General features: G+C 63.2%; 14 protein-coding genes. 11 read left to right on the forward strand and 3 right to left on the reverse strand.

Going from position 1 to position 16,365, the window contains the following annotated elements; translation table 11 throughout:
- The first annotated feature begins 118 nt into the window (after window positions 1-118).
- The 9 genes from K4L06_RS13255 to K4L06_RS13295 all read left to right on the forward strand — a co-directional run bounded on the left by K4L06_RS13255 (window position 119) and on the right by K4L06_RS13295 (window position 11,122).
- Complete coding sequence (locus tag K4L06_RS13255) at window positions 119-3,082, forward strand: RHS repeat domain-containing protein (RefSeq protein ID WP_221671809.1); 2,964 nt, start codon at window positions 119-121, stop codon at window positions 3,080-3,082.
- Entirely contained in the window at window positions 3,066-6,236 is a 3,171-nt protein-coding gene (locus K4L06_RS13260) for an Ig-like domain-containing protein (RefSeq protein ID WP_221671810.1), read from the forward strand. Before K4L06_RS13255 ends, K4L06_RS13260 begins: the two co-directional genes overlap by 17 nt.
- On the forward strand, window positions 6,229-6,807 hold the full coding sequence (locus K4L06_RS13265; protein WP_221671811.1) for a hypothetical protein: 579 nt from the start codon (window positions 6,229-6,231) through the stop codon (window positions 6,805-6,807). Before K4L06_RS13260 ends, K4L06_RS13265 begins: the two co-directional genes overlap by 8 nt.
- Before the next feature lie 244 nt (window positions 6,808-7,051).
- Window positions 7,052-7,459, forward strand: coding sequence for a hypothetical protein (locus K4L06_RS13270; protein ID WP_221671812.1), 408 nt, complete (start codon window positions 7,052-7,054; stop codon window positions 7,457-7,459).
- A gap of 523 nt (window positions 7,460-7,982) precedes the next feature.
- Window positions 7,983-8,291, forward strand: coding sequence for a hypothetical protein (locus K4L06_RS13275; RefSeq protein ID WP_221671813.1), 309 nt, complete (start codon window positions 7,983-7,985; stop codon window positions 8,289-8,291).
- Window positions 8,292-8,390: 99 nt separating this feature from the next.
- Complete coding sequence (locus K4L06_RS13280) at window positions 8,391-8,744, forward strand: hypothetical protein (protein WP_221671814.1); 354 nt, start codon at window positions 8,391-8,393, stop codon at window positions 8,742-8,744.
- Window positions 8,734-9,003 carry a hypothetical protein gene (locus K4L06_RS13285; protein WP_221671815.1) on the forward strand — a complete coding sequence of 90 codons (270 nt, stop codon included), beginning with the start codon at window positions 8,734-8,736 and terminating at the stop codon, window positions 9,001-9,003. The genes K4L06_RS13280 and K4L06_RS13285 overlap by 11 nt, the downstream gene beginning before the upstream one ends.
- A gap of 686 nt (window positions 9,004-9,689) precedes the next feature.
- Window positions 9,690-10,139, forward strand: coding sequence for a hypothetical protein (locus K4L06_RS13290; protein WP_221671816.1), 450 nt, complete (start codon window positions 9,690-9,692; stop codon window positions 10,137-10,139).
- Between the two features lie 719 nt (window positions 10,140-10,858).
- The gene (locus K4L06_RS13295; protein WP_221671817.1) at window positions 10,859-11,122 is read left to right on the forward strand and encodes a hypothetical protein; all 264 of its coding nucleotides are present in this window, start codon (window positions 10,859-10,861) and stop codon (window positions 11,120-11,122) included.
- A 489-nt stretch (window positions 11,123-11,611) separates the two neighbouring features.
- On the opposite strand, the gene K4L06_RS13300 is transcribed toward K4L06_RS13295, so the two are convergent.
- Complete coding sequence (locus K4L06_RS13300) at window positions 11,612-11,965, reverse strand: hypothetical protein (protein ID WP_221671818.1); 354 nt, start codon at window positions 11,963-11,965, stop codon at window positions 11,612-11,614.
- A 360-nt stretch (window positions 11,966-12,325) separates the two neighbouring features.
- Window positions 12,326-13,108, reverse strand: coding sequence for an AraC family transcriptional regulator (locus K4L06_RS13305; protein ID WP_221671819.1), 783 nt, complete (start codon window positions 13,106-13,108; stop codon window positions 12,326-12,328).
- A 327-nt stretch (window positions 13,109-13,435) separates the two neighbouring features.
- Between K4L06_RS13305 and K4L06_RS13310 the strand changes: the two genes are divergently transcribed.
- Together K4L06_RS13310 and K4L06_RS13315 are read left to right on the forward strand one after the other, a co-directional pair.
- Window positions 13,436-14,110, forward strand: a complete 675-nt coding sequence (locus K4L06_RS13310; protein ID WP_221671820.1) for a hypothetical protein — start codon at window positions 13,436-13,438, stop codon at window positions 14,108-14,110.
- 258 nt (window positions 14,111-14,368) lie between these two features.
- On the forward strand, window positions 14,369-15,547 hold the full coding sequence (locus K4L06_RS13315; protein ID WP_221671821.1) for an alpha/beta fold hydrolase: 1,179 nt from the start codon (window positions 14,369-14,371) through the stop codon (window positions 15,545-15,547).
- Here K4L06_RS13315 and K4L06_RS13320 read toward each other — a convergent pair whose 3' ends face one another.
- Complete coding sequence (locus tag K4L06_RS13320; RefSeq protein ID WP_221671822.1) at window positions 15,548-16,063, reverse strand: GNAT family N-acetyltransferase; 516 nt, start codon at window positions 16,061-16,063, stop codon at window positions 15,548-15,550.
- Between the last annotated feature and the right edge of the window lie 302 nt (window positions 16,064-16,365).

Consider the following 16,365-nt stretch of genomic DNA (forward strand, 5'->3'; position numbering starts at 1 on the left):
TGCCCATCTGCTAGCGTGCGCAAAACCGTCCTGTGTCCGGGGTGGTGAGCGGCCTGGCAAGTAGGCGTTCGCTGACGGTGTAGCTGGACGGCGGCAGAGGGGAAGGAAACCGACCAGGATGCCGGCTGCCGTCGGCACGGACGATCTCGGGGGCGAAATGCAAGAGTTGCTTAGGCTGGCCTCGCGGCCGGTGCGGGGAGCTGTTTGTCTTTTGAACGCGGTCCGCTGCAAGGGCGCGCCGCCTTCCGCACCGCCAAGGCCGTTGCTTCGCGGCCTGACGATGGCGATAGCGTTCTTCTCGGCCCAGGCCTCGGCGGTCGATTACCGGCAGGAATACGAGAAGAAGGTCAAGTCGGCCACTGAAATAGTCGCTCTGCAGATCGACAGTGCATCCGGCGAGAAGCTCTCGCTGTACGACGGTCGCCTGCAGTTTCATGTCGTGGATATCGACATCCCCGGCAACTCGGCCTTGCCGGTGCGACTGGCGCGCAGTTGGAAGCACGACCGGCAGGCCCGGTCCGCTCCGCGCGCGTTCGACGACTGGGATCTGGATGCTCCCTATCTGTCGGGCGTGTTCGCCGCCGGCAAGGGGTGGGCGATGCAGTTCGGCGAACGCTGCGGCAGCGCCGGGCTGGTGCTCGGCAGCGGTTCCGGTTATTCCCAGGACTCGCTCGCCCCGCAGGGCGATTCCGCCCAGGCCCAGGGCAGCTACTACGTCTACTTCGAGCCTAGTCTGTTCTGGCACGGCTACAACCTGCACGTCGATGGCGGCGAACAGCCGCTGCTGATGAGGCATCCCGGCAATCCCAACGGTCCCTCCGCGGCGCATACCTGGACCACCCAGGACGGCTGGGCGTTCTCGTGCATTCCCGCCGACAACGGCGAGGGTTTCCTGGGGCTCGATACCAAGGGCAACAAGTACTACTTCAACCATGTCGCCGCACTGCCGTACGAACCGGTGCATCAAACCGTGCCGGATCCGTACGCGCCGCCTTGCGAGCTGGGGTGCGACTACCCGCGCTACGTCAATTCGCCCTTGGGCCCGAAGCTGGCCCGCAACCAGGTCCGCTTGTTCGCGACCAAGGTGGAAGACCGGTTCGGCAACTGGGTGGCCTACGACTACGACGGTTTCAAGCTGCTGCGCATCCGCAGCAACGACGGCCGCGAGATTGCGCTGGCTCACGATGCGCGTGGTTTGGTGACGCATGCGACGGCAAACGGGCGTGCCTGGACTTACGGCTACCAGCAAGTGAGCGCGCCTATCGGAAAAAGCGACTACGTGCTCAAGAGCGTGACCTTGCCCGATGGAAGCGGTTGGAGCTACAGCCTGGATCGGCTCGGATATGCCGAGTCGATGCTGGTAGGCGACGATGGGTGGCGAGTGGACGAGGCCGACTGCGGCAAGCTCGGCCCAGAACCGGATCTGTTCAATCCGAATGAGGTATTCGCGGGCAGCCTGGTGACTCCATCCGGCGCGCGCTACGACTACAAGGCCAAGCCTACGCGTCATCACCTGACGTATGTCAGCGAGCAGCCTCGCGGCGGGGGCGGTTCGTGTCCGACCGGGTCTATGATCCCGCGACTGTTCGATGTCGTGTCCTTGTTCGAGCGAACGGTCAGCGGCCCGGGGCTGCCGGCCATGACCTGGAGCTACGCTTATCAGCAGCCGGAAAGGAGGTTCCGCCACGAGTGCGACATGGCTCCTGCATCCTGTTCCGACCGCAAGGCCGTGCTGATCACTGATCCCGGCGGTGTGTTGAAGAAGCAGTACTACGGGGTCAAGGAGAACGCCAATACCGGCCTTTTGCTCGGCGAGGAGGTTTGGAAGGATGGCGTCCTTCATCGGACGGTGGGGCAGATCTATCAGGAAGTGCCTGCCGGGCACCCGTATCCGGCATTGCAGGGTTTGAATCCTTCCGAACTCGGACTCTACGACGAGAGCAACAGCCCAAGCGGCCGAAACCGGCCGCTCAAGCAATCGTGGATCGACCAGGACGGCGTTCGCTTCACCCGCGATATCACTTCGTTCGACCGCTTCGCCCGCGCCACTGCGGTCAGCCGCTTCAGTTCGCTGGGGTATTCGGCTGGCGAAACCGTGCAGTACCAAGACGATCTGGGCAATTGGATCCTGGGGCAGGTGGCTCGTTCGACCCGGGACGGCATCGAAACCGCGCGCACCGATTTCAACGCCAACATGCTGCCGTGGCGTACCTACAATCATGGCCTGCTCGTCGAGACGCTGGCTTATGCGGCCGATGGAACGCTCAGCTCCACGACCGACGCCAAGGGCCGGGCCACCGCGTTCTCGCAATGGAAGCGCGGACTCCCGCAGCTGATTCAGCATCCCCCGACGCCGGAGGCGCCAGCCGGCGCGACCGAATCGGCGGCGATCGACGACTCGGGTTGGATCAAGTCGACCACCGACGAGAACGGCTACACCACCGCCTATGCCCACGATGCAATGGGGCGCCTGGCATCGCTGACCCATCCCAGCGGCGACAGCGTCGCCTGGTTGCCCACCACGCAGAGCTTCGCGGTCTCGCCGACCGCCCAGCATGGGCTGCCGGCCGGGCATTGGCTGCAGACCATAACCACCGGAAATTCGCGCAAGGTCATCCACTTCGATGCGCTGTGGCGGCCCGTCGTGACCACGGAGCAGGATCTCGCCGACCCCTCGGCCACGACCCGCTGGTCGGCCAAGCGCTACGACGAAATGGGGCGCGTGGCGTTCGCCTCCTACCCGCTCAATCCGCATGTCAGCGGCTGGAAAAGCTTCGACGATACCGGCCTGGCCGGGGTGCAAACCGCGTACGACGCGCTCGACCGGCCCGTGCGCAGCGTCCAGACCTCCGAGTTGGGCGACCTGACCACGACCATTTCCTACTTGCCTGGTTTCAAGCGGCGAACGGTGAATCCGCGTGGCGTCGCTACGCTCGAATCCTTCCAGGTCTTCGATCAGCCTGGTTACGACAGCATCGTACAAGTCGACTCGGCGCCAGGGACGGCCAACGCCGCCCGCACCACGATCGTCCGCGACAATTTCGGCAAGGCCAAGGAGGTGTCGCGTGGCACTGGGGAATGAGACCTCGCCGAGGCCGCGGGCCTTCGCTCGCCTGCGCTCGGTTTTCGCGCCTTGGAGCGCGCGATCCGGAACGACCCTCCCTGCCGGCCTCAGCGCCGTGCTGGCACGCGCGTCGCTGGCGCTGCTGCTCCTTGCGTCGACGGCGCATGCCGACTGTCCGGTCCCGGACTTCAACAATCCCGACTGCATCGTAGAGCCACCGCCCGAGCGCGATGCCAATCCGGCGGGGATGTCAGTGCCGACCGCGATGCAGGCCGGGCAGTACTACCCGGTGATGGTGAAGTTCCTCAACACCGGTTCGGCCACCTGGACGGCGGCGGAAGGTTACAAGCTCGGTTCCGCCGGACCGCAGGACAACTGGACCTGGGGCCTGGCGCGGGTCGGCGTACCCGGGTCGATCGCTTCGCAGCAAGAAGCGGCTTTCTACTTCACCGTTCGTGCGCCCGAGACGCCGGGGCGCTACACCTTCCAGTGGCGCATGCTGATGGAGGGCGTCGAGTGGTTCGGGCCTGCCACCTCGGGCGTGGCGGTCGACGTGTACGGCGGTTCGATCTCCGCTTCGCCGTCGACCTGCACGATTCCCTGGGGCGCCTCCACCTGCACTGTGCGCCTGACTTGGTCGTCGAATGCTCCGAACGCACAGGTGGTGGCCACACTGATGGACGGCAGCGGGGCGCAAACCGTCGCCGCGCAGCAGAACGGCAGCATCGACATCAACTGGGTGAACTCGGGCGGTTTTCGTTTCCACCTCAAGAGCGGCTCGATGACTTTGTCGACGGTGGAGGCCCGCGGCGTCCATACCGTTAATCAGGCCCCGTCGGTTTCGTTGACCTCGCCGGCCAGTGGCCAGCAGTTCCAGGCGCCGACCCAGGTCGCGCTGGCGGCCACCGCGTCCGACGGCGACGACGGCGTGCAGCGGGTGGAGTTCCATCTCGACGGCGCCAAGATCGCCGAAGACACCTCCGCTCCGTACCAGGCTTCGTGGAACGCCGTTGCGGGCAATCACTCGGTCATGGCGCGGGTGTTCGATACCCGCGGCGCCAGCGCCGATTCGAGCTACGCGACCGTCTCGGTCGCGCCTCCGGTTCCGCCGGTGGCGCCGGTATCGCGCAAATACGTCTACGACCCGCAGCAGCGGCTGTGCAAGGTCATCGAACCGGAAACCGGAGCGACGGTGACCGAGTACGACGAGGTCGGTAACGTTGCCTGGACCGCTGCGGGCTTGAACCTGCCGGATCCCGCGTCGTGCAATCGCAGCGAGGCGGCTGCGTCCGGGCGCGCGGTGACGCGCAGTTACGACGGGCGCAACCGACTGCAGACGCTCAATTTCCCGGACGGCCGCGGCAACCAGAGCTGGGAGTACTACCCCGACGGTCTGGCCAAGACGGTGACCACCAGCAACGAGGGCGCCGGGCAGGGCACGGTCGTCAACAGCTATAACTACGACAAGCGGCGCAATCTGACCGCCGAGGCGCAGGCCCAGCCCGGCTGGTACACCTGGTCCAGCGGCTACGGCTACGAGCCCGATGGTCAGCTGCGCTGGCACAGCTACCCCACCGGCACGGTCATCGACTACGCCCCCAACGCCCTGGGGCAGCCAAGGCAGGTCGCCACGACCGGCCAGACTTACGCCAGCAACGTCCGCTACTACCCGAACGGAGCGGTTTCGCAGTTCACCTACGGCAACGGCATCGTCCACGCGATGACCCAGAATGCGCGCCAATTGCCGCTGCGCAGCACCGACGCCGGCGCGCTGGATCTGCAGACCCGTTACGACCCCAACGGCAACGTCATTGAGATCCTCGATCTCGCCCGCGGCGAGACCTACGGCCGCTGGATGACCTACGACGACCTCGATCGCCTGATCGCGGCCGGTTCCTGCAGTTTCGGCGGCGACTGCTGGCATCGCTTCAAGTACGACGCCCTGGACAACATCAAATCCTGGTCCCTGGGCGGGGTGAAGGATCATCGCTATTACTACGACCCCAGCAACCGACTGACCAACGTCCAGAACGCCAGCGGCGCCAGCGTGATCGGGCTGGGCTACGACGTGCAGGGCAACCTGGAGAACAAGAACGGTCAGGTTTACGCGTTCGACTACGGCAACCGCCTGCGCCGAGTGACGGGCAAGGAGATCTACCGCTACGACGCCCTCGGCCGGCGCGTGCTGTCGGTGCGTGACGACTGGAGCACAACCAACCGGCTATCGATGTACAACAAGGCCGGCCAGATGATCTATACCGAGGCCGGCAACCCGCGCAAATCGCTGGAGCACTACTACCTCGGCAGTTCGCTGCTGGCGATCCGCGAGAACGACTGGGCCGCCGGCACGCCCGCGATCGTGCGCTACCAGCACACCGACGCCCTCGGAAGTCCGGCAGCGGTCACGGACGCCGCGGGCGCGGTGATCGAACGTACCGACTGGGAGCCCTACGGCGCGGCGATCGGCAAGCCCAACTACGACGGAGTCGGCTATACCGGGCACGTCATGGATGGCGGGTCGGGGCTGACGTATATGCAGCAGCGGTATTACGACTCCTTACTAGGACGATTCCTAAGCGTCGATCCAGTCACGGCGTACGATCAGCCGTTAGTGGCGTTCAATCGCTATCGCTATGGTAATAATGATCCCTACAAATTCACCGACCCGGATGGTCGCTTTGGGCGACCAGATCCACCGCACATGTGGATTACGGCAGTGGGTAAAAAACAAAATACCGACGGATCAGTTACCGTTCAGCGCATGATCAGTGCATCTGACACGATCTCGGGCCAGCCGACCGGAGGCGCAGTTGTCCTTCTTCCTCAAAGGTCGGCGGAAGGTGCCCCCGCAAAGGTAGGCGATGCCGTGCAGGAACGATTATTGAACTTCAGTGAAAAGGCAGGAAAGATCGTCGAAGTAACGAGTGGTCAAAGAACGGTCGAACAGAATGCCGCCGTTGGCGGTGCGCCAGCTAGCCAGCACTTGAATGACAATGCGGCAGATATCAGTATTCAAGGGAATACGCCTACGCAAACTGCTGATGCGGCATACGAATCTGGTGAGTTTAATCGAGTTAATGAATACACGAATGGCCGAGGAGTGCATGTTGATTTAAGGGAAAACGGCAATCAGGGAAGATTCGATAACTGGAGGCCAAGGGCGAATGAATAAGTATCTTTTTCTGTTGTTGTTTCTGACTTCATGTGGATCAGGTGACCGAAAAATCCCGTCCCAGCCTGCCGCTGTTCGCAATGATTCGAATGTGGGTGCTTACGTAGTCGACTCTGCTATGGGCAGGTTGAACGGGGTTTACGTGGGCATGAGTGAGTTTGAATTGTCTTCACTCAGGTATCCAGAGTCTCGAGGCGTTGTTAGGTTGGAGGGGGACGATTATGTCGCTATCGATGTTTCGATTGACGGGAAGGTGCCGATCGAGTGTATTTTGGCTGGGGATGGGAGCGTGGAGAGATTCTCAACCGCTTCGTCGTTGGTTCACGATGAGCGCGGAATTGGAGTGGGCGCTACGGTACGCGAACTGAAGATGGCATATCCCGCGGGCAGGCTTCTTGTCGGCGACGAAGACGGCCGATTTGCCCGCTTCGTTAATGGATCAAAAGTGGTCTTCTCGCTAGACAAGAGCAAAATCGATGATGTGTGTTTCGACAATCCTGTCGAGAAGTGCAAGGTTGACGAGCAGGGGGTCAAGGTGGAAAGAGTTGTTGTAAATAGGCATGTTTATTGAAAAAGGTTTAGTTGCAGACCGGCGCGGTTGGAATACGGCAACGGCATCGGCTACACAATGAGCCTGAGCGCGCCAGTTGCCGGCGCGTAGCATCAGGAATCATCTGAGCTCTAGCGGGTAGAAATGCCGGGAGGAGCCTATGGGGAAGGGGAGGTCGGCCGCTCTTTCGATCGCTATGTTAATTCTACTTTGTTCCGCAATCCGCTCTTGGTCGATGGATAGGGCGTCAACTGACGAAGTAAAGTTGCAGCGGGTCGACAGCGTGGGCCTAGCTGAGCTGTGGAACTCCGATGGTCCTCACTTGTTTACATCCAAGGATGGTCTGATTGTCGGATTTTGGCTGGCCGACCGGGAGTCCGCTCCGGCGCAGAACGGAAAAACATTGGTCGGCTTCTTCGCTGTCGGAACCGGCGATGTGGGCGAGATTCTGGTGGCTGTCAAGGTATGGTTGAACGGTTGTGATTTTTCTTCAGAAACTACGAAAAAATTCATCGAAAGGAATGGTCAGGTCGTGCTGTTTTTTCTGCCAAGCGGGTGCGCTTCGGCAGATCTGTGCGCCGAAACTATCGTTGCGCTATCGATCCGTCTCGGAGAAGGTGGCGCCTCCGTGCTTGTTAACGGAAAACCTGTGGGAGTGATTGAGGGGCCTTGATTTTTTGCTCTGCCAAGATTCAAGTCGTTCGGGTCGTATCGGAAGGTCGGGTGCATAGAGTTACTGCTCGGAGAAGAAGCAATGTCACGGCGTACTTGTTACGGATTAGTTCTACTTCTCTTGGTTGCGCCCGGGGCGTTGGCAGATGAGTCGGCAGCGAACCGACTTTCACATGCGCTCGTTGATGCCAGGTTTGTGGAATTGTATTTCGTATCCAAGACGGGTGGCTACGACTACAGCCCTGTCGAGATCAGGCGAGTCGCTTCAGTTCGATTGCGTAGAGAGTGCGGAAGGGACTGTGCAAACCTCATGGCGCCGGTCGTTTCTCATCTGCGAAATGCACGTGGCGGGGGGTGTCAGCGTGGACAGCAGGATGTTCTTATCGATTTGGGAGACGATGCGCATATTTTATATAGCTACTCCGGGCGCACTATCGAATATCAGGGGCGCTGCTACTTCAATCCAGAGGGTGTGAGAGGGATTTTGAGGTCTATTGAATTCTACTGATTGTTGGATTGGTGGCGTGCGAGTGGATATTCCGACAAATATTTCATTGATGATTGTCGGCTATCGGGATTTTCATGATGTGCCGCGCCTTATTCTTGCAAGCGATCTGGATGCGAGGTTCTGGATTCTTGATTGCCCATTCGACGATGAGGCCGATGAATACTCGCAAACCTATTCGGTCTTCTTTGTGGGTCATGATCTTCTTGAGTCGAAACGGTTGTTGGAATCCTGGCCGAGCCATTCGCGAGGACACAGCGTGGGGTCTATCGAGGTGGATCGAGTCCGTTTCGATAGCACGCGGCGTGCGGAATTTATCTGTACGTGATCCGCATGGATGGTCGTAGCGCGGACTGATTTTTCGTTGGCGATTTGCGAGTGTGCGACTGCGCCGAAAGGTCTGTATTGTCAAACGGACGGCCAGTCCATGCTCATGCCGGCAGGCACCAGGTGGTCAAGTGGCGACTATGTCGAAATCGCGGTGCTGTCGATCGAGGATTCGCAGCTCGAGCGGGCGCTGAAGGCAGCGTTGCTGCACGGTTTCGAAGCCGGCATGGGACGATGGGCGGCCATCGGAGTTCGCTTGCAATCTGGCGTCCTGGTCGAGCTGATCCGTTATGCCGACGTCGAAACAGACAGGTTTGCCTTGCGCGTCGACCGAAGTGCCGAACCCGCGCCTGCCCTGGCCGAGGTCCTCGCCCAGCTTGGTCTGGTGGAAGGGAGCGTCCTCTGGGTGGCCGATGCAGCGAAAGCGTATCGAGACTATTGCGATGAACGCTGAGCGGCTCGTCGTCTGGATGGAAGGGCAGTGGGGCGAAGACGGGTTTCTCGAAGCCTTGCGCCGCGGCGTATTCGACTCGGCCAGGGCGACGGAATTTCTTGCCGGATCGGGATCGATATCCATCGCAGACGATGCGCTCGTTCCCAGGCGACTGTTGTCGCTGGTGTGGTACTTGCCGCTCTACCTAAGTTGGCAGAAGGAGCGCGTCGTGGAGGTTTCCTCTATCGATCTGGTCGAGCGGTTTCTGAGAAGGACGTAAAAAATATCGAGGGTGGAGCCGCCCCAGGAGTAAGCCAACAGGGCGAGGTAGATAATGATTGAAGAAGACTTCACGAGAGATTGGTGTGATGCTCAGCTTCACGGGGTGGTCTGGGAGAATTCCGGTCGGGATCTCGTACTGAATGCGTTGCAAGCGAACGATGGGAGTTTGCGGAGTGTGAAGTTTAGCTGGGTGCACGAACTAGCTATTCGGTTGGACTTCGGGAAGATTGTGGCCGGAATGCCACTTGTTTGGGCGGCTGAATTTGAGCGATTGCCGAGCTCCGAGATTCGCGTCCTGGTCGATTTTGGTGACGTTGGGGAGAACCGGTTTATCTGCTCGGATGCTGATGTCTTGTAGATTGTTCGGTAAGTCGCAACCCTTATTTTTGCTGGGCAGGTTTTTTCCTGCACAACGATTTATCTGAGGCTATAGCCGAAAGTACGATAGCGGCTTTCGGCGTTGGTGTTACGTCTGCGCCAACGAAGGCTTGAAGGACTCTTCAGCGGCTGACTCGGGAGGGCAGGAAGTGCCGCCAAACGTGGCCGTCCCAGGGGCATCTCGTCCGCTCGCGCTCGGGCTGATCAACTGTATCTGCGTTGTGCTGCGGTCGGACCCGGCCCTGAGGCGGCGTCGGCCAAGGTCCGCCATGCGACAGCTGTGCCTTTCCACATAGAGCACTGAATATGATGAATTCCCTGGCGATCTCGTACATAAGGCGAAATCACGCCAAGATCGTCGTGTCGTTTGACATGGGGGCGGAGATCTTGTCGAAGCTGGCTCATGGCGCGCTAGGGGACGGCGTAAGTTCCATGGACATCAACGCCGAAGATGGCTTGTACTCGATCTCATGCGATAAGCCATGGCTGGTGATGGAGGCGTTCGACGACATGATTCCGTACCCGTCGCTGGCCGTTAACAGTTCCCGGATGGAAATACTGGTTTCGGCTTTCGCCGATTGGTTTGCGGTGGTGGACGCATTCACGGAGGTCCTTTCGCACGGCGTCAGGCCGCTTCTCGCCGACAAGATGATTTCGAAGCTCAAGTACCGCCAAGGTTTGGCTTTCTATCTGAATCCAGACCCGTCGCGTCAGCTTTGGCGCGCCGAGCTCGCTCCAGGTCCGGATTCTTTGTAGCGGAGAGTTGCGGCGATCGCGGAGCGGAAGCGCCAGTCAAGCTTGATCGAACCCCAATAAGACGAGGCTAGCCGCGAACGAGGCCGCCGCCACCCGGTTCGGCGTAGACCAGGCCCGCATCTCCACGCTGAAGTCGAAATCCGTCGCCGGGTGCGAGTCGGCCACGCGCCTCGCCGACCCTGATGGTCGTTTAAGTAAGGACGACCGGTCTCCAAGACGCGATACAAGCTCTATCGTCTTCAATTCACCTGGAGCTGCTGCGCAAATGGCGAGGCCGGCACGAGAAGCCGTTGATAGTGCCTTGCAATCGGCGTCCAGCGCTGCCACTCGGGTAAGGAGCTATACAAATTCTAACGGTGTGGAGATCGTCGTTCGAGGGGCTTCGATTGTAGGCGGCGAGGGCCAAGTCGTTGCGGGGGTTAAAGCATGCGCGGGCATTGCCACATGTATTGGAGTGGGATGCTTGTCGCTTTCGGGGAAAAGACATCCAGGAAGACATTACAGGTAAGGTTGGCTATCTTCGCAACAAGGCTCATTTTTTGGCGAGGCTACCGGCGACCTAGTGGTAGATGGTGCAAACGTAGTAACCTTCGATGCGGTTCTTCCGAAGCCTGAGGTCAAGCCTGGAGTGCGGCGGTTATTCAGAAGGTCGCCTTTTCCACCGAGGTCGTTAGTGGAAATGTAGGCGCAGCTGACACTATAAAGAGAGCGAATGACTAATGTCTGCCGAGATGCTGTTGGGGCTTTTATTTTTGTTTCTATTCGTGTTGACGGTGGTTCTGGTGATCAAGGCTGATCGGCTTTCAAAGTGGTTGCTCGTTGCTTCGAATATTGGTCTGGCGTTCGCAGCCTTGTTGCCAACGACTTTGGTTCGTTTGGGTATGCTTTCAAATGTGGGAAATGTCGGTACTTTGGCGGTGGCTTATTTTGTTTTTTTCTTCTTGGGCCTTCTTCTGATCAATTGGCGGAGCGGGTCGAAGTGAGCTGAAGGGAAGCGATTTGGTCGCTCTTGCGGCTGTCGTGTTGACTCTGTTTGTTTCTAGGCCATATTCGGCCTGATGAACGAAAGGTGACGATTCTTAATCGTAGGCAGGAGGGGCGGTTCATGCTCATGCCCGGTGTTCGTTGGCCAGCGGCGACTATGTGGAAATCGCTTTGGGCTGTCCATCGAAGATTCACAACTACAGCGAGCGTTGAAGGCAACACTGCTGCACGGTTTCGAGGCCGGTAAGGGGTGATAAGCGGCCATCGGAATTCGCTTGCTATCGGGTGTTCTCGTCGAGCTGATCGTTATGCCGACGTCGAAACGGGCAGGTGCTATCGACGATGCGTTCTACGAGCGATTTCTGACCTCGGTCCACAATGTGCTGGAAGAGGTCTTGGGCGTTCCCTGATCGAGGCGCCTGCGAAGGTGATTGCGGCGCTGCGAACGCGAACGTCACCAAGGACGTCGCGTCCGTAGCCCGCAGCCCTCAAGCCGCGTTAGCCGCCGCCACCGCCGCCCGGTTCGGCGTCGACCAGGCTCGCATCTCCACGCTGAAGCCGAAATCCGTCGCCGGGTGCGAGTCGGCCACGCGCACGGCCTGTTCGTAGCTGTCGGCGACGAAGAACAGCAGGCCGGAGACCATGAGGTCGTCGCTGCGGACCAGGTCGGAATGCGGGCCGACGTGGTGGCCTTCGGGGCTGAGCGAATGCGGGACGAGGCGGTGGCCGGCGTCGATCTTCTGCTCGACCCAGAAGGCGACGCTCTGCTTCAGGCGCAGTTCGTCGGTGGGGGCGAGCGGCTGTTGGCGGTTGCGGCGGAACAGCAGGACGTAGGTGTGCATGAGGCGTGCTCCTGGTGAGGCGATGGCCGCATGGGGCGGTCAAGAACTGTGATGCGGCGCATGCGGCGAAGGTTGCATACGCTGCCGTGCGGTCGCCTTCGGCCTGGGTCGAATGCGCCGCAACGGGTGCGAACTACTGTGTTCCCGGCAATGGCGGCTGGCTTGTAAAAAATCGGCGCCTGGCCGAGGCCGGCGGAACCGTCACGGGGCGTAGGGCGCCCGTGCCAACAAGCGCGCTCCGGGGCGAGCGGCTCAGGCGGGCGAGCGCAGAACCGGTTCGACCGAATCTGCGTGCTCAAGCTGCGTGCTCAAGCTGCTGGTTCAAGCCGCGTGCTCGAGCCGCGTGCTCGAGCCGCATGCTCAAGCCGCGTCGAAGTAAGCGCCCGGCGACCGGCCCGCGGCGCGGCGGAAGTCGTGGTTGAAGTGGGCCTGGTCGTAGTAGCCGGCGCGCAGCGCGAGTTCGGTCAGGTCGCTGCCTGGGCGATACAGGCTCAGGGCGCGTTCCAGCCGTAGCGTGGTCGCGTACCTCTTCGGCGTCACCCCGACGATGCGGCGGAAGCGGCGTTCCAGCGCGCTCTGGCTGAGGCCGATATATCGGCTCAGGGTTTCGATGCGCGCGTCGGCGGGCGCGCGTTGCAGCCAGTCGATCGCGGCGGCGACCAGCGGGTCGGGGCGGGCATGGCCGAGCCGGTGCAACAGATAGGCCTCCAGTCGGTCCAGGCGGGCCGCTGCGCCGCTCGCGGCGGCCAGTTGGTCGAGCAGGCGCTGCCGGCCACGGTCGGGTTCGTCCAGATCGTCGAGGTCGACGGTGGCCCCGGCGAACGCGTCCTGCGGCGGACGCAACAGCGCCGCGGCGCCGACCGGGGTGAACTTGGCCAGGACCAGGCTGTGGCCGCGCGGATGGGCATGGCCGCGCAGGCGGTCCTGCAGGCCGGTGAAGGCGGCCGCCGGCACGGCGCGTCCGTCGTCGAGCCGACAGCGCTCGCGGAACGAGAACGCGAGCACCGAGGCGGTGTCGGGCAGGTGGCTGTCGCGCACGTCGGCGAGGCATTCGACCGCGATCAACTGCTGCACGAACGGGCGCAACGCGGCGCAAGGCGCGCGTTGCAGCATGCGGATGTCGGTGGGCGAGGGCGCGGGCATGCGCGGAGGCGTTCCAGGGGCGCGCCTGCCGGCGGGGCGGCCAGGGCGTGCGACGGTGTCGAATGGGTTCGCGCCACGTTAGGCCGGACAGGCGGGCGCAGCAATCGACATTCGTCACCTCGTCGGGTGCGCGGCGCAGGGGGCTCGGTTGCGGCGAGGCGGAAGCGATGGGCGCGGGCTGCGATCCTGCGACGAAACCTCGCAGTCGCGGCTTGCCCGGCACGGCCCGGGAGCCGGGGCGAGCGTTGCGCCAGCCGGCGCATCACGTTACAAAGCGCCCAGCCCGCGGCGGCCGCCGCTGCGGGAGAGCTCACCCGGAACCCCTGCATGGCCGTCCTGTCCGCTGTCCTGTACTTCCTGACCCACCAACCGTTCTGGGCGTTCGTGCTGCTGTGCGGGCTGGGCTTGGGGTTGGGCTGGCTGTGGGGGCGCCGGCGCGGCCGCGGCTGGTGGGGCGGGATCAGCATCGCCTTCCTGCTGCTGGCCCAGGCCAATCTGTTCGCCGGCCGCTACCTCAATGCCTGGTTCCTCGACGCGGTCGGCACCGAGGGCTCGGCGGTGGTGACCGGCAGTAAGCGCACCAGCGCCAAGCTCAACAACAGCCCGGTCTACGCCTATGCGGCGGTGCTCAGGACCGCCGACGGGCGCGACGTCGAGCTCGCCTTCGACACCGTGTCGGCCGCGATCCACCCGGTCCGCAACGCTATCCTGATCCCGCCGAGGGGCGAACGCTTCGTCGCCAAGTACGTGCCCGGTTTCGAGCGCAATATCGTCATCCTGTCCGATCGTTCCGATTACGGCGCACGGCGGGCACTGGTCGAGGATCGCGCCGCGGTCGACCAGGCCGCGGCGCAACTGGCGGCGAGCCCCGACAACCCGACCTTCCGCGCCGAATACCGCGAGGCGCTGCGCGCGTTCCTGGCCAAGCACTACGGCTCGGACGATCCGGTGGTGAAAGAGTTCGAGCGCAAGAGCGCCGAGTTGGAGCAGGCCCCGCGCTGATCCGCGCCCGGCCTTGCGCGCCAGCGTGTGCGCCGCCGTTCGGCCGCGACGACCGTTTGCAACCGATTTGCGTTGCGCGGCGAACCCTTCGCCGCCGGCGACCTCGCCTGCGCGGGCCGCGGCCGCCGCAAAGCACACTGTCCGTTCCCGAACCGCGCGCACGTTACCGATATCGAGCCTGCGCTGCGCATCGCCGCAGCGCGGGCCGGACAAGAGGACGTCGGCGACAGCGGCCGCGCAGCGGCCTACGGGGGCAACATGAAAGCACGGATCATCGCGGCAGCCCTGGGGATCCTGGGCGGCCTGGCCGGCGCGGGCTGCGTCACCTATCCCGACCAGGCCTATTGGGGCGTGCACGACGCCAGGCAGGTCGGCAGCCGCTCGCAGCTGATGACGATCGAGATCAGCGAGAAGGGCAATCTGTTCCATCCCGAACAGCGCGAGCGCCTGCGCCACTGGCTCGGCGACCAATCGACCCGCGAGCCGATCGTCGTGTTCGTCAACGGCTGGCACCACGACGCCAGCGAGGACGACCGGAACCTGCGCGATTTCACCGGGTTCCTGGCCAAGCTCGAGCGCCGGCTCGACGACGCCGACGTGCCGGTCGACAGCGTCGACGGACTGTATGTCGGCTGGCGCGGCGACGAGTACGACCTGCGCCTGCCGGCGCAATGGCTGGATTTTCCGACCATCTGGCCGCGCAAGCGCGCCTCCACCGAAATCGGGCGCAACGGGCTGAAGGAGATCGTGGCGCTGCTGCAGGAACTGCAGGCGCAGCAATCGGCGCGGCCGCTGGTGATCATCGGCCACAGTCTCGGCGGTTCGGCGCTGTTCCAGGCGATGCGCCTGAACCTGAGCGGCCCGGCGCTGGACGGCTCGGAATACATCATGCTCAATCCGGCGGTGTCCGAGCTCGAGTTCGAAGGCTTGGAAACCGAACTCAAGCAGGCCTTGGCCGCGCAGTACGCGGCGCTGGCGCAACTGGAAGGCACTGCGGCCGACACCGCCTACAGCAAGCGCCAGCGCGAATTCCTCGACCGCAGCCATCGCAAGCTGGTGGTGCTGCAAGCCCAGGGCGACACTGCGGTCGGCTTCCTGCACCGGCTCGCGTTCAAGGGCACGCCGATCGGTTTCAGCGAGTCGAAGCAGACCCACACCGCGGAAATCTGCGGCGTCGGTAGTCCTTGTCCGCAGACCGACTTTCGCGGCTGTCAGCGCACCGTGCCGGCGGTGGTGCCGGAAGGCCGCGCCGGTTTCCTGATCACCGCGCGCGGCGCCGACGATGCGCAATGCCGGGAACGGACCCGCGAGCCGGTGTGGGTGATCGCCGGCCGCGACACGGTTTCGCGCAGCCACAACGACATCTTCAACGACGTCCAGGCCGATGCGCTGGCGGCCTTGGTGACCGACTCGATCGAACGCCAGGCCAGGCGCTGATCAGTCTTTCCCCGCGCCGGCACCGGGCGCCGGCGCGGGCGCGCCGTCCCGCAAGGCCAGGGCGAGGAACTGCGTGCCCGGCACCGGGTTGAACACGTAGGGCGCGATCGGCGCGAATCCCAGCGAACGGTACAGCGCTTGCGCAGGCGCCATGCTCGGCAGCGTGTCCAGGCACAGACGCGCGTAGCCGGCGGCGCGCGCCCGCGCGCAGATCCGCTCGGCCAGGCGCCGGCCCAGTTGCTCGCCGCGCGCCTGCGGGCGCACGTACAGGCGTTTCATCTCGGCATCGCCGTCGGCCAGCGGGCGCAGGCCGATGCAGCCCAGGGCCTGGCCGTCGCGCCAGGCGATCAGCACCTCGCCCAGCGGCGGCGCGTACTTGCCGGGCAGGCCGGCCAGTTCCTGCTCGAAATCCTGGAACGCCAGGTCCACGTCCAGGCTGTGCGCGTACTCGCGGAACAGTTCGCGGACCGGGTCCAGGTCCTGCGGCCAACGGGCGGGGCGGATCTCGATGCTCATGCGGCCTGGGATGTAGGAGGGCGATGCGGCGCTCGCAGGCACTGTACGCGCGGTGCCGCGAGCGCCGGAAACGCGGACCCGGCCGATGCGGCGCCCGACCGGGTCGCAATGCTGCAGCCTGCACCCTCGGCGGCCCGGCGTGAAGCGCACCGGGATCAAGCCGCGGGGAGCGGGGGCGAACCCGATCCGGCCGCGCCGCCGCACGGAACATCGGGCGGCGACGCAGGGGTCGTGCGTGGTCCCACCGGGCGCTCCGCCGCCGGCACCGTTACAATCCCCGCGCATTCGGCGCTGCGAGGGGG

Origin of the sequence: Lysobacter sp. BMK333-48F3, from assembly GCF_019733395.1 — a bacterium.
Taxonomy (GTDB): Bacteria; Pseudomonadota; Gammaproteobacteria; order Xanthomonadales; family Xanthomonadaceae; genus Lysobacter.